Source organism: Niveibacterium umoris (genome assembly GCF_014197015.1).
GTDB lineage: Bacteria > Pseudomonadota > Gammaproteobacteria > Burkholderiales > Rhodocyclaceae > Niveibacterium > Niveibacterium umoris.
In genome coordinates this window covers 2,122,877-2,141,560 of record NZ_JACIET010000001.1, presented here as the reverse complement: position 1 = coordinate 2,141,560, position 18,684 = coordinate 2,122,877, and the positions used below count along the sequence as shown (strand labels likewise).

The window sequence follows — 18,684 nt, the reverse complement described above, 5'->3', positions numbered from 1 at the left end:
TTGAACGTCTTCTCCGCCCGATCGATCCTGCGGTCGACGAGGGGCTAGAATCCGGCCTCCCGTCTCACCAGCGACTACTTGTTTCCCGCAATGCCTCCGCAGCACCTGATCGACCTCGTCCTTTCCGCCGACCGTCCGCGCCTGCGCCGCGCGCTGCGTGAGCTGCCTCAGCGCGCAAATGCGCTTGCCGACTTGCCGGAGGCGCTGCGTACGAAGTTCGAGGCGTCGATTGCCGAGCGTGCGACGCGCCGGGCCAATCTGCCTAAGCCCAGCTTCCCGGAGGAGCTGCCGGTCAGTGGCCGGCGGGCGGAGATCGCCGAGGCGATCCGTACGCACCAGGTGGTGATCGTTTGCGGCGAGACGGGCTCGGGCAAGACGACACAGCTGCCGAAGATTTGCCTGGAGCTGGGGCGGGGCGAGGCGGGGCTGATTGGCCACACGCAGCCGCGGCGGCTGGCGGCGCGGGCGACGGCGACGCGCATCGCCGAGGAATTGCAGAGCGAGCTCGGTACGACGGTCGGCTTCAAGGTGCGTTTCACCGACCACACGAAGCGCGAGAGCTACATCAAGCTGATGACCGACGGCATCCTGCTCGCCGAAACGCAGGGTGACCCGCTACTGGCCGCCTACGACACGCTGATCATCGACGAGGCGCACGAACGCAGCCTGAACATCGACTTCCTGCTCGGCTTCCTCAAGCAATTGCTGCCCAAGCGGCCGGACCTGAAGGTGATCGTGACCTCGGCGACGCTGGACGCCGAGCGCTTCGCCAACCACTTCGCGCAGCACGGCAAGCCCGCACCGGTGATCGAGGTGTCCGGTCGTCTGTACCCGATCGAGGTGCGTTACCGCCCGATCGAGGACGAGGATGCGGTCGAGAAGCCGCCTGTGCGCGCAGGCGTGCGCGTCGCGGAATCGAAGAACCGCAATCCGAACAAGGATCTGTACGAAGCGATCTGCGACGCGGTGAGCGAGCTGCAGCGCGAGGGGCCGGGTGACGTGCTGGTCTTCCTGCCCGGCGAGCGCGAGATCCGCGAGGCGGCCGAGGCGCTGCGCAAGAACCACCCGCCGGGCGCCGAGATCCTGCCGCTGTTCGCACGCCAGACCGCCGCCGAGCAGGCGCGCGTGTTCTCGCGTTCGAATGGGCGCCGCGTCGTGCTCTCGACCAACGTGGCCGAGACCTCGCTGACGGTGCCGGGCATCCGCTACGTGGTCGATTCGGGGCTGGCGCGGATGAACCGCTACAGCCATCGCAACAAGGTCGAGCTGCTGCAGATCGAGAAGATCGCGCAGTCCGCCGCCAAGCAGCGCGCGGGCCGCTGCGGCCGGGTGCAGAACGGCATCTGCATCCGCCTCTACGACGAGGAGGATTTCAATCGCCGGCTGGCGCACACCGAGCCGGAGATTCTGCGTTCCTCGCTGGCGGGCGTGATCTTGCGCATGAAGTCGCTGCGGCTCGGCGCAGTGGAGGAATTCCCCTTCCTCGAAGCGCCGCTGCCGCGGATGATCGCCGACGGCTACCAGCTGCTGAACGAGTTGGGTGCGACCGACGATGCGAACAACCTCACCGCCATCGGCCGCGAGCTTGCCAAGCTGCCGCTGGACCCGAAGATCGGCCGCATGATCCTCGCCGCGCGCGACCGCGGCGCGCTGCGCGAGGTGCTGATCATCGCCGCCGCGCTGTCGGTGCAGGACCCGCGCGAGCGACCGCAGGAGCAGAGCGGCACCGCCGACCAGGCGCATGCGAAGTTCCGCTCGTCGCCGGATTCAAAGGACGAGCCGAAGAGCGAATTCCTGTGGTTCGTGAATGCCTGGAAGGCCTTCGATCACGTGTGGAAGCACGAGTCGTCGAGCAAGCAGAAGGCCTGGTGCAAGCAGCACTTCCTTAACTGGATGCGGATGCGCGAGTGGCGCGACATCCACGGCCAGCTGCATTCGCTGTGCGCCGAGCACGGCTGGAAGGAGAGCGAGCTGCCGGCTTCGTATGAAGCGATCCACAAGGCGCTGCTGACGGGCCTGCTCGGTCACATCGGCTGCCGTGTCGAAGACGGAGGTGACACAAATAAGGGCCCGGCCGCCGGTTCCTACCTCGGTGCGCGGGCGATAAAGTTCTGGCCGCATCCGGGCTCCTACCTGAAGAAGACCGTCGGCAAGTGGCTGATGGCCGCCGAGCTGATCGACACCTCGCGGCTCTACGCCCGCTGCGTCGCGAAGATCGAGCCGGAGTGGGTCGAGGAGGTCGGCGCCCACCTGATCAAGCGCAGCGTCTACGAGCCGCACTGGGAGAAGAAATTCGGCGCCGTGCGCGCATGGGAGCGCGGTGTGCTGCATGGCATCACGCTCTACCCGCGGCGTGCGGTGGGCTATGCCGAGCACGACCCCAAGCTGTGCCGCGAGCTGCTGATCCGCGAAGGCCTGGTGCAGGGCGATGTCGACGAAGCTGCCCTGCGGCAGATGGGCTTCCTGACGCACAACCAGCGCCTGATGGCCGAGATCGAGCGCCTCGAACATAAAACCCGCCGCCCCGACGTGCTGGTGGACGACGAGCTGATCTACGCCTTCTACGATGCGCAGATCCCCGACAACGTCACCGACCTGCGCAGCTTCGAGGCCTGGCGCAAAACCGCCGAGCGGGCGAACGCCAAGGGCCTGTTCCTGGTGCGCGAGCAGTTGATGCGGCACGAGGCCGAGGGCGCGACCAGCGACCGCTTCCCGGCCGGCTTCGAAGTGCTGGGGCAGAAGCTCAAGCTCACGTATCTGCACGAGCCGAACGACGCGGAGGACGGCGTCACGCTCACGGTGCCGCTGGCGATGCTCAACCAGATTCCGCTTGCGCGCTGCGAGTGGCTGGTGCCGGGCCTGCTGGAAGAGAAGGTCACGGCGCTGCTCAAGACCGTGCCGCAGAAGCACCGCCACCGCCTGCAGCCGATCGGGCAGAGCAGCAAGGCCTTCATCGAGCAGGTGGAGGCGGGCGAGGTGAATCGCGAAGACGGGCTGATGCGCGCGCTGCAGAAGTTCGTCGAGGATCGCGTCTCGCTGAAGCTGCCGCTGGAGAGTTTCCGGCCCGAGAACCTCAACCCGCACTGCTTCATGAACTTCCGCGTCATCGACGAGCATGGCCGCGTGCTGGGCATGTCGCGCAACCTGCCGGAGCTGCGCACGCGGCTCAAGGACCAGGTGCAGGCGGCCTTCAAGGCGGCGCAGGTGCCGGGATCGATGGGCGCACAACTGGCGGCGCTGAAGGTGGCAGGCAAGCCGGCGGAAGCATCGCCCGAGCCTGCACAGCGCGGGGCCGCCGCGAAGCCGGGCGCCCCATCGCCGCAGGCGGAGGCGTCCGCGAAGAGTCAGCCGGCGCAGCTCTCCGGCCTCACCAGCTGGAGCTTCGGCGAACTGCCCGAACTGCTCGAAGTGAAGGTTGCCGGCCGCATGGTCATCGGCTTCCCCGCGCTGCAGGACGACGGCGAGTCGGTGAGTCTGACTGCAGTCGACACCGAGGAAGAGGCCGCGCGCGTGCACCGCAAGGGCCTCGCACGGCTCTTCGCGTTGGCGCTGAAGGACCAGGTCAAGGCGGTCGAGAAGTTGCCCGGCCTGCGCGAGCTGGCGCTGCACTTCATCCCCTTCGGCACCGAAGCGGAGTTGAAGGCGCAGCTCGTCGCCGCGACGCTGGAGCGCACCTGCCTGATGGACCCGCTGCCGACTAACGCGGATGCCTTCGCACAACGCGCGCAGGACGCCAAGTCACGCATCTCGCTGGTTGCGCAGGAGCTGATGCGCCTCGCGGGCGCGCTGGTCGTCGAGCACGCTTCACTGACCAAGCGCTTCCTCACGCTCAAGGGCCAGCCCGACACGCTCGCCGACCTGCAGCAACAGCTCGCCAAGCTGATGCCGAAGAACTTTCTGCTCGCGTACCCGTTCGAAAAGCTCACCCACTTCAGCCGCTACCTCAAGGCGATGGGCGTGCGCATCGACAAGCTGCGCACCAATCCCGCGCGCGACCTGCAACTGCTCGCCGAATGGAAGTCGCTCGCGCAGCCCTTCGAGCGCGAATGGCTCGCCAAGGCCAAGGCCGGCGTCATCGACCCGCAGCTCGAGGAATTCCGCTGGTTGCTCGAAGAGCTCCGCGTGGGGCTCTTTGCGCAGGAGCTCAAGACGCCGATGCCGGTCAGCGTGAAGCGGCTGCAGAAGATCTGGGACGCAAGGCCGCGGTGACGCGAGGGCCTCGCAGTGGGGGCCGGAAAGAAGTGAAAACGCTTGTTAAGAGCGGGGCATGAACGCTCAAACAGCGCCTAGACTCCGATGTATCCCGTTGGCTCCATCAATCGTCATGACGCCTCTGCGCATCCACCACGCCGCCGTCATCTGCAGCGACTACGCGCGCTCCAAGCGCTTCTACTCCGAAGTGCTCGGCCTGCGGATCGTCGCCGAGACTTATCGCGCTGAACGCGACTCCTGGAAGCTTGACCTCGCGCTGGCGGACGGCACGCAGATCGAGCTGTTCTCGTTTGCGGTTGCGCCGCCGCGACTCTCTTGGCCGGAGGCGCAGGGGCTGCGGCATCTGGCGTTTGCTGTCGACGACATCGACGCAAACGTCGAGGCGCTGGCGCAAAAAGGGGTCAAGGTCGAGCCGGTGCGCATCGACGAACTGACCGGCGCGCGCTTCACTTTCTTTTTCGACCCCGACGGACTGCCGCTGGAATTGGTCGAGCCAGTCCGGCCTTGAGCGACCGAAGCGGAGCGTGGAATGAAACCCGAGCCCTCCCGATTCGCCAGACGATGCTGCGGTGGCGCGCTGGCATTCGTGCTGGCGACGCATGTGGCGTTTGCCGGCCCCTTGCTGGATCGCTTGCGTGGCCGCGAGGCATCACAAGGGCAAGTTGAAGAAGAAGACGCAGCCGACGCGAAGGCCAAACTGCCGCCGGACGTGCGCGTGCTGCGCGACATCGCCTACGGTGACGATGCGCGCCAGCGTTTCGATGTCTACCTGCCATCTCACCCGAGCAACGCGCCCGTAATCGTGATGGTGCACGGCGGCGCCTGGGCCTTTGGCGACAAGGCGATGAGTCGCGTGGTGGAGGCGAAGGTGGCGCGCTGGGTGCCGCGCGGCATCGTATTGGTTTCAGTGAACTACCGCATGGTGCCGGACGCGGCCCCGCTCGAGCAGGCGCGTGACGTGGCGCGTGCGGTGGCGGCGGTGCAGGCGCGCGCGGCGGAGTGGGGCGGCGATCGCCACAAGCTGGTGCTGATGGGCCACTCGGCAGGCGCGCATCTGGTGTCTTTGCTCACGGCGCAACCCTCGCTGTTTCCCGTGGCAACAGTGCCGGCGCTTGGTTCCGTCTCGCTCGACAGCGGGGCGATGGATGTCACCGAGATCATGCAGGCGCGGCATTTCGGTTTCTACGACCGCGCCTTCGGCAGCAATCCGGCGGACTGGGCGGCGGCATCACCGACCCGGGTGCTTGACACGAAGCCCTGGCCCTTGCTGGCAGTGTGCTCGACGCGGCGCAGCGATTCCTGCCCGCAGGCCGATCGCTTCGCGGCGCGCGCCGTGTCGCTGGGCGGGCGTGCCAGCGTGCTGCGCCAGGACTTGTCGCACGGCGAGATCAATGCCCAGCTGGGTCAGCCCGGTGCCTACACCGATGCGGTGGAGGCTTTCCTGCTCGCGCTCGACCCGGCCCTGGCCGCAGCGCTGCGCTGAACGGCAGCGGTCGTCAGACCCGCCGCATCAGATACGAACCATCAACTCGCCGTCTTCGGCACGATAGAGCCGGGCATCGCCGAAACGAGTGCCGCCCGGTTGCGCGCTTGCTGCCGCGTCGGTGCGGCGTTGCGGCGCACCGAGCGACGCCGGGTCGATGGTGTGGCCGTGGCGCGCGGCGATCGTCGCCAGCGCGACGACGCGCAGGCCGTCCGGGTCGGCGGCGGCGCGCAACTCGGCGAGCAGGTCGGGATCGGTGCGGGCGATCCGCAGGAAGGTGCTGAGCGCTTCGGTGCTCATGGGGCGCCTCCGTCAATGCATGAGTCAGTCACCCGCCAAGTGTAGCCGCAGCCATGTTGCGCAGCGATGTGATCGGTACGACGCCGGCCCTTGCTTGCAGCGTCGTTTGCGGCCGTCAGTCGCCAAGCGCTTCGGCCAGCGCGTCGAAAACGATGCGCATGCGCGGCGAACCGCGCAGCTCGCGGTGCGCAGTCAGCCAGACCGGCAGGCTGGGTAGCGGAAATTCCTGCAGCAGGCGGACGAGTTGCGGATCGCGCTCGGCCACACGCTGCATCGTGATGCCGATGCCCATGCCGGCGCGCACCGCTTCCCAGCCGACGATGTTGTTGTCACAGCGGAAGGCGAAGAAGTGGCGGTCGATGTTGAATCCGGCGCTGCGGAAACCGTCGATCAGTTGCGGCGATTGATCCAGCCCGACCCAGTCGTGCTCCGCGAAGTTGTCGGGCGTCACCGGCGCGCGGCCTTTCAGGTAGTCGGCGTGCGCGTAGAAGCCGATCGGATAGTCGGCGACATGGCGGGTGACAAGGCTGCCCTGATCGGGCCGCACCATGCGGATCGCGATGTCCGCCTCGCGGGCGAGCAGGTTGTCGACGCGATTCGAGGCAACCAGTTCGATCTCGATTTCGGGATGCGCTGCACGCAGCTGCACGAGGATAGGCGGCAGCACGTGCGCCGACATCATCTCGCTCGCGGTCAGGCGCACGGTGCCGGCCAGCGTCTGCGCGCGTCCGGCGGCCGCCAGCGCCAGCGCTTGGGCGGCCGCCTGCATGCGGCGCGCAGGCTCGACAAGCGCGTCGCCCGCTTCGGTGAGGCTCAGGCCGCGCGTCGTGCGTTCGAACAGTGCAGCGCCGGTCTGCTGTTCGAGCTGGGCGATCTGGCGCGACAAGGTGGGCTGGCTGGTCGCCAGCGCGCCAGCCGCGGCGGTCAGCGAGCCGGCATCGACCACGGCAAGAAAGGCGCGGATCAGATCCCAGTCCGGCGAGGTCGGTGCAGCGGTCTTGTTATGCATTGCTGAATGAATGGCATGCAGAAATGCGGATTCTTTTGTATTTCTTGCCGTCGCACAATCACCCCATCGAGAAATGGACAGAAGCGGAGCCAATCATGCGGCAAACAGTTCTGGTGCTGGGCGCGAACGGCCGGGTCGGCCGCGCGCTGGTGGAAGCCTTCCACGCTGCCGGCTGGCAGGTGAAAGCACAGATGCGCAAGGCGCCGACCGCGCCGCTGCCGGCGGGCGTCGAAGCGGTGAGTTGTGACGCGCTGGATACCCCGGCCCTGGTCGCTGCGGCACAGGGGGCAGCGGTCATCGTGAATGCGCTGAATCCCGACTATGCGCGCTGGGATGTGCTACTGCCGCCGCTGGCCGCCAGTGTGCTTGCTGCCGCACGGGCGAGTCGTGCGACGCTGATGCTGCCGGGCAACGTCTATAACTTCGGCGCCAAGCTGCCCGCAGTGCTCACCGAAACCACGCCGGAACAGCCCGACACGCCGAAGGCACGCCAGCGCATCGCGCTGGAGGGGCAGATGCGCGCGGCGAGCCGCGAAGGGGTGCGCAGCATCGTGATCCGCGCCGGCGATTTCTTTGGCGGCGGGCCGGGTTCGTGGTTCGACATGGTCATCGCCAAGGACATCGCCAAAGGCCGCGTGACCTGGCCGGGGCCGGAAGACTTGCCGCACGCATGGGCCTACCTGCCCGATCTGGCGCGCGTATTCGTGATGGTGGCGGAGCGTCGTGCTGCGTTGGCGCCCTTCGAAAGCCTGCACTTCGCCGGCCACACCCTGAGCGGCGCGCAGATGCGGCAGGCGCTGGAGCAGGCAAGCGGGCGTTCGCTCGAACTCCGGCAGATGTCCTGGTGGCCGCTGCGGCTGGCCTCGCCCTTCGTGCCGATGCTGCGGGCGCTGCTGCAGATGCGTTACCTGTGGCTACGCCCCCACCAGCTCGACGATTCGCGCTTGCGCGCCCTGCTCGGTACGGTGCCGCACACGCCGCTTGTGGCGGCATTGGCTGCGTCGCTGGGCAGACACGGCAGCCAGCTTGAAACAGCCGCGGCGGGCGCGCATTGACGGCACGCCGGCGTGCCCGTGTGCTTGGGCCCGCACGCGGGACCGCTCAATTGCGGCGGGTCGCGGCTGCAGGCGTCACGGCGCCGGGCGCTTTGCGGCCTCTTCCACCATCGCGTTGAGGGCCGCGTTGACGACCGCGTCGCAGTCGGTTCCGCCCGCCTTCTCGCAGGCTTCCATCATCTGCTGGCGTCCGGCCGAGGTCACCGCCTTGGGTTGGCTGGCAGCGTCGGCAGCGGGCGCAGGGTCCGGCTGCGGCGCCATGCGCGGCTGACTCTTGATGGCCGGCACGGTCGAGATCGTCGCGGTCACTTTCTCCGCCTTGACCCCCTGCGGTGGCTGATTGCCGTATTGCCAGCGGCCCTTGTCGTCCTTCCACTTCCAGACGGTGTCCTCGGCATGGCAGACGCCGGCCGCGAGCACGCAGGGCAGAAGCAGGGCGATCAGTTTCGGGCGCGCGGTCATAGCCGGATTCCTCCTTGTCATGACATGAGTGTAGCCCGGCCCTTCGTCAACGCCGAAATATGCGCGTTTGTCCACGACGGATGGTGCAGGGCCGTTCAGCGGCCTGCCGGCAGCAGCGATTCGTAGAGTGCGCGGTAACGTTGCGCTGCTTCGCCCCACCCGAAGTGGGTCTGCATGGCAGTGCGCTGGATCTGCCGCCATTGCAAGGGATCGCGGTACACGCACATGGCGCGGCGTACGCAGGCGAGCAGGGCTTCGCCGCTGGCGTGGTCGAAGACGAACCCGGTTGCGGTGCCGTCCTTGAGCGTCGCCGGCGTGGTGTCGACCACCGTGTCGGCGAGGCCGCCGGTGCGGCGAACGATGGGGGGCGTGCCGTAGCGCAGGCTGTACATCTGGTTGAGGCCGCAGGGCTCGAAGCGCGAGGGCATCAGGAACATGTCGGCGCCCGCTTCGATGCGGTGCGCCAGCGCTTCGTTGTAGCCGACGGTGACCGAGACGCGGCCGGGGTGTCGTGCGGCCAGTTCGCGGAAAGCGGCTTCGAGGGGCTTCTCGCCCGACCCGACAATCGCCAGTTGCGCGCCCATCGCGACCAGACTGTCGCCTTCCTCGATCAAGAGATCCGAACCCTTCTGATGCGCCATCCGGCTGACGACGCCGATGAGCGGTGCGGTGTCGTTGTGCAGCCCGAGTTCCTCGCGCAGCGCAGCGGTGTTGGCGGCTTTCTTGTCGAGCGTCTTGACGTCGTAGCGCGCAGCAATCGCCGCGTCGGTCGCCGGGTTCCACTGGGCTTCATCGATGCCATTGAGGATGCCGATCAGGCGCGCGCGGCGGTAGCGCAGCAGGCCGTCGAGGCCGCAGCCGTAAGCTTCGGTCTGCATCTCGTGAGCGTAGTTCGGGCTCACCGTGGTGATGCGGTCGCACAACTGCAGGCCCGCCTTGAGGAAGGAAAGCTTGCCGTGGAACTCGATGCCGTCGAAGCGGAAGCCGCGTCGTGGCAGCCCCAGGTCGCCGATCGCCGTCTCCGGAAACTGGCCATGGAAGGCGAGGTTGTGCACCGTCATCACCGTTGGCGTCTCGCCACCGAGGTAGTGCTGATACGCGGGCGCCAGCGCGGTATGCCAGTCGTTGCAGTGGAGCACATCGACCGGCCATCCGGTGCTCGCGCTGTTTTCGGCAAGCCAGCTCGCAATGCGTGACAGCAGGCCGAAACGCCACACGTTGTCGGGCCACTCATGGCCGTCGGCGTCGACGTAAGGGTTGCCGGCGCGCGCAAAGTGTCGTGGCGAGTCGAGCAGCCAGAGGCCGACGCCGGGCGCGATCTCGCCGGCGTCGAGCACGCGGCAGTGCGGCAGCCGCACCGCGAGGCCGTCGATCTTCACCAGTTCGACGGCAGCCGGAAAGGCCGCCGCCAGCGCCGGGTAGCAGGGAGTGATGACCTTGACTTTGCAGCCGGCGCGCGCCACCGCCGGGGGCAGTGCGGCGGCGACGTCGCCCAGCCCCCCGGTCTTGACCCAGGGTGCGATCTCCGCACTGGCAAAGAGGATGTGGATCGCGCGCTGCTTCTTCTTCATCTAATCAGGTTCATCTGTTGCCCGAGCATGGCGGGTGTGACCAGCGTGATGCCCGACTCGGTGACATGGAAGCGCTTGCGGTCCTGCACCGGGTCGACGCCGATCTGCGTGCCCTCGGGGATGATGCAGCGCTTGTCCAGCACGCACTTCTTGAGCACGCAGTGGCGCCCGATCTCGACGTTCGGCAGGATCACGCAGTCCTCGACCAGCGAGTAGCTGTTCACCCGCACGCCCGAGAACAGCATCGTGCGCCGGATGGTCGAGCCGCTGATGATGCAGCCGCCCGAGACCATCGAGTCGACCGCCGCGCCGCGCCGGTCTTCGTCGTCGAAGACGAACTTCGCAGGCGGGCTTTGCGGCTGCCAGGTCCAGATCGGCCAGTCGTTGTCGTACAGGTTCAGTTGCGGGATCACCTGCACCAGATCCATGTTGGCTTCCCAGTAGGCATCCAGCGTACCGACGTCGCGCCAGTAGGCGGGTTTGTCGGCGTCGCCGACGCAACTGTCGGTAAAGCTGTGCGCGAAGGTGCGATAGCGCTTCACGCAGTGCGGGATAACGTCCTTGCCGAAGTCGTGGGTCGATTTCGGGTCGTCCGCATCGCGCAGCAATTGCTCGAACAGGAAGCGGGCGTTGAAGACGTAGATGCCCATGCTGGCCAGCGCGACCTCCGGCTTGCCCGGCATCGGCTGCGGGTTGGCAGGCTTTTCGGCGAAATCGACGATGCGGTGTTCGTCATCGACGGCCATCACGCCGAAGCCCTTCGCTTCCTCGATCGGCACCTCGATGCAGGCGACCGTGAGGTCGGCGCGCGACTCGACGTGCTGGGCCAGCATGCGGCCGTAGTCCATGCGGTAGATGTGGTCGCCGGAGAGCACCAGCACGTATTCCGGGTTGGCATGGCGGATCTCGTGCAGGTTCTGGAACACCGCGTCGGCGGTGCCCTGGTACCACTGCGACTCATCCACCTGCTGCTGTGCCGGCATGATCTCGATGAACTCGCCGAGGCGGCCGTCGAGGAAGCTCCAGCCCAGCTGCAAATGCCGGATCAGGCTTTGCGCCTTGTACTGGGTGGCGACGCCAACCCGGCGGATGCCGGAGTTCACGCAGTTCGACAGCGTGAAATCGATGATGCGGAATTTCCCGCCAAACGGAACGGCGGGTTTGGACCGCCAGTCGGTGAGTTGCTTGAGCCGGCTGCCGCGGCCTCCGGCCAAAACGATGGCGAAGGTGTTGCGCGTAAGCTGGCTGACAAAACGTGGTTCGCGAGCGCTCCGTCCGCCCGACGTCGATTCGGCTGCCATGATGTCCCCCGTTGGTTGTGGCTTTTCTGCTTGCGCCGTTGCGGTCCCCCGACTGCAACGGCATCCATAGTCTTGCACGTGGCTGTTGCCAGTGTGTGATAAAGCAAGCCCGATGCCGCCCGCTGTTCAGACTGGATCTTGCACGTTTCTGCCCTAAGTATCACCGCTGCTGCCGGGGCTGCAACGGCCCCGCACGCTGCTGTTGCGTCAGATCAGGTATGGGCACGACCTGGGCGCATTTTGCACCGCAACGCACCGAATCGGGGCCGCAGGTCCGAATCTGCGCAATCGAACGCGCAGAACCGTTTCGCCTTGCGCATCCGGGCTACGATCGGTGAGACACCCCGCAAGTGTGCTGCACCGCATGATTGGCGCCATACGGTACGGTATGGTGTAATGCGCCGCATCGGGGGCTGAGATCCAGCCTCGCAACGTATGTAAGGAATCGCGCCATGACCGTCGCCAATCCCTATCCGCACCTGCTCGCACCGCTTGACCTGGGCTTCACCACGCTGCGTAACCGCACGCTGATGGGTTCGATGCATACCGGGTTGGAAGAGGCCAAGGATGGCGCCGACCGCATGGCCGCGTTCTACGCGGAGCGTGCCAAGGGTGGCGTCGGCTTGATCGTGACCGGTGGCATCGCGCCGAACCTGCAAGGCCGTGCCTACCCCTCGGCCGCGCAGTTGTCCTGGCCCTGGCAGGTCGGCCATCACAAACCGGTGACCGATGCAGTGCATGAAGCCGGCGGCAAGATCGCGATGCAGATCCTGCATACCGGCCGCTATGCCTATCACCCGCTGGCGGTGTCGGCCTCGCGCATCAAGTCGCCGATCAGCCCGTTCAAACCCTGGGAGCTGGGCCGCTTCGGCATCGCCAAGACGATCCGCGACTTTGCCAACTGTGCGGCGCTCGCGCGCAAGGCCGGCTACGACGGCGTCGAGGTGATGGGCAGCGAGGGTTACCTGATCAACCAGTTCATCGCCTCCTGCACCAACCACCGTACCGATGCCTGGGGCGGCGAATTCAAGAACCGCATCCGCTTCCCGATCGAAGTCGTGAAGGCGGTGCGCAAGGCAGTCGGCCCCGACTTCATCATCATCTATCGCCTCTCGATGCTCGATCTGGTCGAGGGCGGCAGCACCTGGCCGGAGGTGGTCGAGCTGGCGCAGGCGATCGAAGACGCCGGCGCGACGATCATCAACACCGGCATCGGCTGGCATGAGGCCCGCGTGCCGACGATTGCCACCAGCGTGCCGCGCGCCGCCTTCGCCTGGGTGACCAAGCGCCTGAAGGACGCGAACGTGGTGAAGATTCCGCTCATCACCACCAACCGCATCAACACGCCGGAAGTGGCCGAACAGGTGCTGGCCGATGGCTGCGCCGACATGGTGTCGATGGCGCGCCCCTTCCTCGCCGACCCGGCCTTCGTGAACAAGGCGAAGGCGAACAAGGCCGACGAGATCAACACCTGCATCGGGTGCAACCAGGCCTGCCTGGACCATGTGTTCGAACAGAAGCTTGCCTCCTGTCTGGTGAATCCGGTCGCGGGCCGCGAGACGGAGCTCAAGTTCATTCCGACTGCCAGGAAAAAGACCGTTGCCGTCGTCGGTGCCGGCCCGGCTGGCATGGCCACCGCGATGTACACGGCCCAGCGTGGCCATGCGGTCACGCTGTTCGACGCGCAGGAAGAACTCGGTGGCCAGCTCAACATCGCCAAGCAGGTGCCCGGCAAGGAAGAGTTCTACGAGACGATCCGCTACTTCAAGCGCCAGCTTGAAAACGCGAAGGTCGATCTGAAGCTCGGCAAGCGGGTCGACGCCGCAGAGCTGAAGGGTTTCGACGAGGTGGTCATCGCTACCGGCATCCAGCCGCGCAGCCTCGCCGTGCCGGGCGGCGATCATCCCAAGGTGCTCTCGTACATCGACGTGCTGCGCGACAAGAAGCCGGTTGGCAAGCGCGTGGCGGTGGTGGGTGCGGGTGGTATCGGATTCGACGTGGCGGAGTTCCTCACGCACGAAGGCCACTCGCTGGCGCTGGATCTCGATGGCTGGCTCAAGGAGTGGGGCGTCGATGCCAGCTACGAACGTGGCGGCGCGTTGACCTTGCCGCAACCCGCACCGAGCCCGCGCGAAGTCGTGATGCTCCAGCGCAAGACGAGCAAGATGGGCGCCGGCCTCGGCAAGACCACCGGCTGGATTCATCGCGCGGCGCTGAAGAACAAGCGCGTGCAGATGATGACCGGTGTCGAGTACCTGAAGGTGGATGACGCAGGTCTGCACATCCGCGTTGGCGACAAGGAGCAAGTGCTTCCGGTCGACAACGTGGTGGTGTGTGCCGGGCAAACGCCGCTGCGCAAGCTGGCCGACGAGCTTGCCGCAATGGGCAAGACCGCCCATGTGATCGGCGGCGCTGATGTGGCTGCCGAGCTGGATGCCAAGCGGGCGATCCGCCAGGGTGCCGAACTGGCCGCATCGCTTTGAGCGGAGGTCGCATGAGCGCAAAACCAAACCGCCTCGCCCGCACACTGGCCAAGCTCGATGCGCTACCCGCCTTCCTGCGCCCCGCAGCACGTAACCTCGCGCTGCGCCGCGCGGTGCCGTTCACCGGCACGGCGCGGCTCGACTACGTCGAGATGTCGCCGATGCGCGTCGAGATCGCCATCGCCAATCGCCGCCCGGTGCAGAACCACATCAAGGGTGTGCACGCGGCGGCAACGACCTTGTTGGCGGAAACCGCCACCGGCATGGTGGTGGGCATGAACGTGCGTGACGACTGCCTGCCGCTCGCGAAGTCACTCACCGTGCATTTTCGCAAGCGCGCCACCGGTAGTCTGCGTGCGGTCGCCACGCTGACGCCCGAGCAGCGGCAGCTGATGCAGGACACCGACAAGGGCGAGGTCAGCGTCGCGGTCGTCGTCACCGACGAAGCCGGCGAGCATCCGGTCGAGAGTGAATTCATCTGGGCCTGGATTCCCAATCAGCGCCCGAAGCACTGAGCGTCGCCGCCCCCCCGCGTGTACCGAAACTGATCCGGCGCTGCCCTAGCCGGCCCAGAGCCGCTACCATGCGTGCACCTCGTGTCACGCATGGAGTGCTTCATGGAGTTTCAATCGCGACGTCGCATTCCCCTGATTGCATTGGCGGTGCTTCTGTTCGGGGCGGTCGTCTTTGGCCTTGCGGGCACGATCGGATCGGGCAACGTCGGTGTGCGCACGACGCTGGGCGTGATTGCCGCTGATGCGGTGACGCCGGGTGTCTACCTGAAGTGGCCATTCATTTCGACGGTCAGTGAATTCAGCGCCAAGGAAGTCGCGATCGACCTGCAGGACCTCACCCCCAAGGCCAAGGACAACCTGAGCCTGCGCGACATGGATGTGAGCGTTTACTACAAGGTCGCGGATACGCAGATCCCGGCCCTGCAGGTGAAGTACGCCGGCCAGTCGGTGCGCGACGAGCATTCCGGGATATGGTTGCCGGCGCAGGGCGTGGTGATGCGCATCGTCCGCAACGCGGTGTATGAAGAAGTGGCCCGCGTCGATTCGCTGGTGATGCACACCAAACGCGACGAGATGGCGGCATCGATCCGCAGTAACGTGCAGGCGGAACTCGACCGCAACGATCCGCACGTCTTCACGATCACGCGGGTGGTGATCCGCTCGGTGCTGACCGATCCGTCGATCGAGGAGTCGATCCGCGCCGCGGTGGCGAACCAGAAGAAACTCGAAGCGATGACGATCCAGACCGAGATCGCCAAGAAGCAGGCCGAGATCCGCGTCACCGAAGCCGAGGGCATTGCACGCGCCAACAAGATCATCGCCGACAGCCTGACGCGGGAGTACCTGCAACACGAAGCGAACCAGGCGCTGCAGACCTTTGCCGAGAAGGGCAATGCCAACACGGTGGTGGTGCCGGCGAACATGACGTCTGCGCCCTTGATCAGCATCCCGCCGCACTCCGGCAAATGACGCGCACGAAGGGCGTTCGGGCGTTCGGCCACAGGTTCGGTGCGATGTGCCGCCCACTTGCGCGCACCGGGCTTGCGCTTGTGGCGGCGGGCAGCCTCGCCACCGCACAGGCGGCAAACTCGGTGCTTTGTCATGTCACCTATGGGGGGCAAACGCAGGTCCTGCGCGCGCACGCGACGACGTCGCCGTACACCGTCGCGCCGGTGTCGGTGGGCTCGTATTTCCTGTTCCGGATCGTATTCGAGCGGGCACCGGCCGGCCTTGCGGCCGTCAAGCTCTACACCTACGCCGACAAGGATGACGGCGCGGTGCCGATCCACGTTGCCGAATTCCCCTTGCCGCTGCCTGCCGGCGGGCGCTACGGCTTCACCGGCATGCAAAGGGTGTACGAGCCGGTGCGAGACGGCGAGCTCGAGTACTGGTGCGAGATGCGTGAGGCGGGAGCCAGGCGATGAGGGCGATCATGATCTTCATTGCGCTACTGGCAGCGCACGGATTTGCGGCGTCGGCGCAGGCGCAAACGGTCACTCTGTTATTCGCCGGTGACCTGATGCTCGATGACGGGCCTGGCAAGACGATCGCTGCCGGCGGTGATCCGCTGGCGGAGTTCGATGCCCTGCTGCGTGGCGCCGACTTCACCATCGGCAACCTGGAATGCCCGGTGGCGACAAGCGGTAAGGCACTCGACAACAAGCCGTGGACCTTCCGCGCCGATCCGTCGGTGATTCGGGTGCTGAAAGGGCGCTTCGATGCACTCGCGGTGGCCAATAACCATTCAGGCGATTACGGCCGCGAAGCCTTCGTCGAGACGCTGCAACACGTGCGCGCTGCCGGTATCGTGGCCTTCGGCGGGGGCGCCAATCTTGCCGAAGCGCACACGCCGCTGTGGATAGAGCAGAAGGGCTTGCGCATCGCAGTGCTCGCCTACAACGAGTTCAAACCGCGCAGTTTCGAGGCCGGCGCCAACTGGGCCGGTGTTGCCTGGAGCGAAGACAGCCACGTGGTCGCCGACATCCGCGCCGCGCGCAAGGCGGGGGCCGATTTCGTGATCCCGTTCATGCACTGGGGCTGGGAGCACGAGCCCGAGCCCGGGCCGCGTCAGATTGCGCTTGCCCGCACGATGATCGATGCCGGGGCCGACGCAGTGGTCGGTGGGCATCCACACGTCACGCAGGGGGCGAGCCTCTACCGCGGCAAGCCGATCATCTGGAGCCTCGGCAATTTCGTCTTCGACGGCTTTGATACCGTCGCATCGACAACCGGTTGGGTGTTACGGCTGGAGTTCGATCGCCAGGGTGCCACAGCATTCAACGTGGTCGTCGCACATCAGGACGAGGCCGGTACCGCTCATCTGGCGAAGGATGCGGCGCCGTGCTGGCGGCGTGGCGAACGAAAGGTCTCGCTGCATTGCGGACCGGTGGTGCGCTGAGCGCGTGCCGCGCCAATCCGCGTCGGCGACGTTCCGGCGGGCAGTGTTTACTGGAGGCGGCGTGACTGGCGCGTGACTCACATCAATAGCAGACGGTGGATCGGCTTGCGTTGCGAGCCATTCGAGGCAAACAATTCAAACGCGCGTCCGCGGCGCATTGCTGACGCGGCAGTCTGGTTTCAGACGATCCCAACCTCTCGGTGGAGAACCCCCGATGCTCCGGCCTCACAAGTCTGCTGTCTTGCGCATTGCCAGCGTGGGCGCCTTGCTGTTGATTTCCTTCGGTGCGCGAGCGTCCATGCTCTCGCCGGAAATGGAAGACAAGGTCGCCAATTTTCTTGCGTGGTTCATCCTGATCGCGCTGCCGCCCGGTGGCATCGCGCTGTTCTGGCTGGTGCACATCCTTCCCGAAAAGGTCGCGCACAAGAAACACCATCCGCAAACCGAAGGCATCACGACGCTGTGCCTGCTCTCGCTGGTCTTCGGTGGTTTGCTGTGGCCGATCGCCTGGCTGTGGGCCTACACCAAGCCGATCGGCTACAAGATGGCCTACGGCACCGACAAGCACGACGACTATTACCTGGAGCACGGCGAGAAGCTCGTCGCCGTGTCCGATGACGAAGTGGTTCGCAAAGATATCGCCCACCTCAAGGAAGAACTCGACCAGATGGCCAAGACGCGCAAGCTGAGCCCGGAACTCGAAGCGATTCGCGCCCAGCTGTCGGCGCGTAGCCAGGGAGGGGCCGCCTGATGGAAGCGATCCTCGTAGGCATCTATGCCTTCTTCGTCTGGCTGATCTTTTTCAAGTTCAAGCTGCTGCCGTGGAACACCACCTCGAAGGTCATTGTCGTCACGATTCCGGTGGTGGGCCTGACCTGGCTGATCCTCACCCTGAACGTGATCGCACCCTCGTCGGCCGACATTCGCGTCCTCAAATACACGGTGCAAGTGGTGCCGCAGGTACGTGGCCGGGTGATCGCCGTGCCGGCCGAGGGCAACGTGCACATGAAGAAAGGCGACGTGTTGTTCAAGATCGACCCGACGCCGTATGAGCAGACCGTGCGTTCGCTCGAGTCGCAGCTTGCCTCTGCCATCGCCAACGCGAAGAACCTGAACGAACAACTGAAGGCCGCAAGCAGCAAGACCGAGGGCGTCAAGGCGCAGATCGATCTGGCGAACCGGCGCGTGGCTGAATTCGCAGAACTCGCGAAGACCGAGGCTGGCAACAAGTTCGACCTTGAGCAGGCGCAGGCCAACGTCAAACAGCTGCAGGCCGAGCATGCTGCGGCGCTGGCGAGCGAACGCCAGATCAAGGAGCAGATGGGCGCGCAGGTCAATGGCGAACAAGCCCAGGTCGCCAACGTCCGGGCGCAGCTCGAAAACGCCAAGTGGGAGCTGTCGCAGACCACGATGTACGCGCCGTCAGACGGCACGGTCATCAACAACCAGTTGCGAGTCGGTTCGTGGGTGGTGCCGATGCCGCTGCAGCCGGCGATGGTGTTCGTCGAGGACGAGCAGCAGATCATCGCGCTGTACCAGCAGAACGAGCTGTACAACGTGGAGCCGGGCAATGAAGCCGAGATCGCACTGCCTACTTACCCGGGCGAAATCATCAAGGCCAAGGTGCAGTCCATCGTGTGGGCGCAGGGCCAGGGGCAGATTCCGATGAGCGGCCAGATTCCGCAGACCGGCCCGGCGCCGCTGCCGCCCGGCCGTTTTGCGGTGAAGTTCGAACTCGAAGACAAGCACCGGGATCTGTTCCTTGCCGCCGGGGCGGTGGGGCACGGCGCGATCTACACCGAGCACATCAAACCGGTGCAGCTGGTTCGCCGCGTGATCGTACGGGTGAATTCGATCCTGAATTACCTGGTCCTGAAGCTTCACTGAGGAACGGA

16 protein-coding genes are annotated in these 18,684 nt (G+C 66.0%); 11 read left to right on the top strand and 5 right to left on the bottom strand.

Translation table 11 applies throughout. The annotated features are described in order from the left end of the window. Positions 1 to 90 precede the first annotated feature (90 nt). From hrpA to GGR36_RS09665, 3 genes are all read left to right on the top strand, one after another. Complete coding sequence (gene hrpA, locus GGR36_RS09675; RefSeq protein ID WP_183634967.1) at positions 91 to 4,209, top strand: ATP-dependent RNA helicase HrpA; 4,119 nt, start codon at positions 91 to 93, stop codon at positions 4,207 to 4,209. A 115-nt stretch (positions 4,210 to 4,324) separates the two neighbouring features. Further along, a complete protein-coding gene (gloA2, locus tag GGR36_RS09670) occupies positions 4,325 to 4,720 on the top strand; it encodes an SMU1112c/YaeR family gloxylase I-like metalloprotein (RefSeq protein WP_183634384.1) in 396 nt (131 codons plus the stop codon). Between the two features lie 21 nt (positions 4,721 to 4,741). Then, positions 4,742 to 5,695: an alpha/beta hydrolase family protein gene (locus tag GGR36_RS09665; protein ID WP_183634383.1), complete on the top strand. Its 954-nt coding sequence runs from the start codon at positions 4,742 to 4,744 to the stop codon at positions 5,693 to 5,695. 27 nt (positions 5,696 to 5,722) lie between these two features. Here the strand turns inward: GGR36_RS09665 and GGR36_RS09660 are convergent, their stop codons facing one another. Both GGR36_RS09660 and GGR36_RS09655 read right to left on the bottom strand, forming a co-directional pair. Then, positions 5,723 to 5,995, bottom strand: a complete 273-nt coding sequence (locus GGR36_RS09660; RefSeq protein ID WP_183634382.1) for a Nif11-like leader peptide family natural product precursor — start codon at positions 5,993 to 5,995, stop codon at positions 5,723 to 5,725. A 115-nt stretch (positions 5,996 to 6,110) separates the two neighbouring features. Continuing rightward, a complete protein-coding gene (locus tag GGR36_RS09655) occupies positions 6,111 to 7,004 on the bottom strand; it encodes a LysR family transcriptional regulator (protein WP_183634381.1) in 894 nt (297 codons plus the stop codon). 95 nt (positions 7,005 to 7,099) lie between these two features. Here GGR36_RS09655 and GGR36_RS09650 point away from each other — a divergent pair, with 95 nt between their 5' ends. Then, positions 7,100 to 8,059, top strand: a complete 960-nt coding sequence (locus tag GGR36_RS09650; protein WP_183634380.1) for an NmrA family NAD(P)-binding protein — start codon at positions 7,100 to 7,102, stop codon at positions 8,057 to 8,059. 75 nt (positions 8,060 to 8,134) lie between these two features. Here the strand turns inward: GGR36_RS09650 and GGR36_RS09645 are convergent, their stop codons facing one another. The 3 genes from GGR36_RS09645 to glgC form a co-directional block, all read right to left on the bottom strand. After that, entirely contained in the window at positions 8,135 to 8,521 is a 387-nt protein-coding gene (locus GGR36_RS09645; RefSeq protein ID WP_183634379.1) for a DUF4124 domain-containing protein, read from the bottom strand. 95 nt (positions 8,522 to 8,616) lie between these two features. Beyond that, the gene (glgA, locus tag GGR36_RS09640; protein WP_183634378.1) at positions 8,617 to 10,092 is read right to left on the bottom strand and encodes a glycogen synthase GlgA; all 1,476 of its coding nucleotides are present in this window, start codon (positions 10,090 to 10,092) and stop codon (positions 8,617 to 8,619) included. Continuing rightward, a complete protein-coding gene (gene glgC / locus GGR36_RS09635; protein ID WP_183634377.1) occupies positions 10,089 to 11,393 on the bottom strand; it encodes a glucose-1-phosphate adenylyltransferase in 1,305 nt (434 codons plus the stop codon). Before glgC ends, glgA begins: the two co-directional genes overlap by 4 nt. 452 nt (positions 11,394 to 11,845) lie before the next feature. Here glgC and GGR36_RS09630 point away from each other — a divergent pair, with 452 nt between their 5' ends. The 7 genes from GGR36_RS09630 (at position 11,846) to GGR36_RS09600 (ending at position 18,676) form a co-directional block, all read left to right on the top strand. Continuing rightward, positions 11,846 to 13,876 carry an NADPH-dependent 2,4-dienoyl-CoA reductase gene (locus GGR36_RS09630; protein WP_183634376.1) on the top strand — a complete coding sequence of 677 codons (2,031 nt, stop codon included), beginning with the start codon at positions 11,846 to 11,848 and terminating at the stop codon, positions 13,874 to 13,876. 11 nt (positions 13,877 to 13,887) lie between these two features. Further along, complete coding sequence (locus tag GGR36_RS09625; protein WP_183634375.1) at positions 13,888 to 14,391, top strand: DUF4442 domain-containing protein; 504 nt, start codon at positions 13,888 to 13,890, stop codon at positions 14,389 to 14,391. A 102-nt stretch (positions 14,392 to 14,493) separates the two neighbouring features. Continuing rightward, entirely contained in the window at positions 14,494 to 15,360 is an 867-nt protein-coding gene (locus tag GGR36_RS09620; protein ID WP_183634374.1) for an SPFH domain-containing protein, read from the top strand. Further along, on the top strand, positions 15,357 to 15,815 hold the full coding sequence (locus GGR36_RS09615; RefSeq protein ID WP_244971040.1) for a hypothetical protein: 459 nt from the start codon (positions 15,357 to 15,359) through the stop codon (positions 15,813 to 15,815). The genes GGR36_RS09620 and GGR36_RS09615 overlap by 4 nt, the downstream gene beginning before the upstream one ends. Further along, positions 15,812 to 16,789 carry a CapA family protein gene (locus GGR36_RS09610; RefSeq protein WP_183634372.1) on the top strand — a complete coding sequence of 326 codons (978 nt, stop codon included), beginning with the start codon at positions 15,812 to 15,814 and terminating at the stop codon, positions 16,787 to 16,789. Before GGR36_RS09615 ends, GGR36_RS09610 begins: the two co-directional genes overlap by 4 nt. A 214-nt stretch (positions 16,790 to 17,003) precedes the next feature. Next, positions 17,004 to 17,540, top strand: a complete 537-nt coding sequence (locus GGR36_RS09605; protein ID WP_207064259.1) for a DUF3302 domain-containing protein — start codon at positions 17,004 to 17,006, stop codon at positions 17,538 to 17,540. After that, a complete protein-coding gene (locus GGR36_RS09600; RefSeq protein ID WP_183634371.1) occupies positions 17,540 to 18,676 on the top strand; it encodes an HlyD family secretion protein in 1,137 nt (378 codons plus the stop codon). The genes GGR36_RS09605 and GGR36_RS09600 overlap by 1 nt, the downstream gene beginning before the upstream one ends. Positions 18,677 to 18,684 lie beyond the last annotated feature (8 nt).

Coding starts and splice junctions, on each gene's coding strand:
- GGR36_RS09615 (WP_244971040.1), top strand. CDS start 15,357: ATGACGCGCACGAAGGGCGTTCGGGCGTTCGGCCACAGGTTCGGTGCG.
- glgA (WP_183634378.1), bottom strand. CDS start 10,092: ATGAAGAAGAAGCAGCGCGCGATCCACATCCTCTTTGCCAGTGCGGAG.
- gloA2 (WP_183634384.1), top strand. CDS start 4,325: ATGACGCCTCTGCGCATCCACCACGCCGCCGTCATCTGCAGCGACTAC.
- hrpA (WP_183634967.1), top strand. CDS start 91: ATGCCTCCGCAGCACCTGATCGACCTCGTCCTTTCCGCCGACCGTCCG.
- GGR36_RS09605 (WP_207064259.1), top strand. CDS start 17,004: ATGCTCCGGCCTCACAAGTCTGCTGTCTTGCGCATTGCCAGCGTGGGC.
- glgC (WP_183634377.1), bottom strand. CDS start 11,393: ATGGCAGCCGAATCGACGTCGGGCGGACGGAGCGCTCGCGAACCACGT.
- GGR36_RS09650 (WP_183634380.1), top strand. CDS start 7,100: ATGCGGCAAACAGTTCTGGTGCTGGGCGCGAACGGCCGGGTCGGCCGC.
- GGR36_RS09625 (WP_183634375.1), top strand. CDS start 13,888: ATGAGCGCAAAACCAAACCGCCTCGCCCGCACACTGGCCAAGCTCGAT.
- GGR36_RS09655 (WP_183634381.1), bottom strand. CDS start 7,004: ATGCATAACAAGACCGCTGCACCGACCTCGCCGGACTGGGATCTGATC.
- GGR36_RS09665 (WP_183634383.1), top strand. CDS start 4,742: ATGAAACCCGAGCCCTCCCGATTCGCCAGACGATGCTGCGGTGGCGCG.
- GGR36_RS09660 (WP_183634382.1), bottom strand. CDS start 5,995: ATGAGCACCGAAGCGCTCAGCACCTTCCTGCGGATCGCCCGCACCGAT.
- GGR36_RS09610 (WP_183634372.1), top strand. CDS start 15,812: ATGAGGGCGATCATGATCTTCATTGCGCTACTGGCAGCGCACGGATTT.
- GGR36_RS09620 (WP_183634374.1), top strand. CDS start 14,494: ATGGAGTTTCAATCGCGACGTCGCATTCCCCTGATTGCATTGGCGGTG.
- GGR36_RS09600 (WP_183634371.1), top strand. CDS start 17,540: ATGGAAGCGATCCTCGTAGGCATCTATGCCTTCTTCGTCTGGCTGATC.
- GGR36_RS09630 (WP_183634376.1), top strand. CDS start 11,846: ATGACCGTCGCCAATCCCTATCCGCACCTGCTCGCACCGCTTGACCTG.
- GGR36_RS09645 (WP_183634379.1), bottom strand. CDS start 8,521: ATGACCGCGCGCCCGAAACTGATCGCCCTGCTTCTGCCCTGCGTGCTC.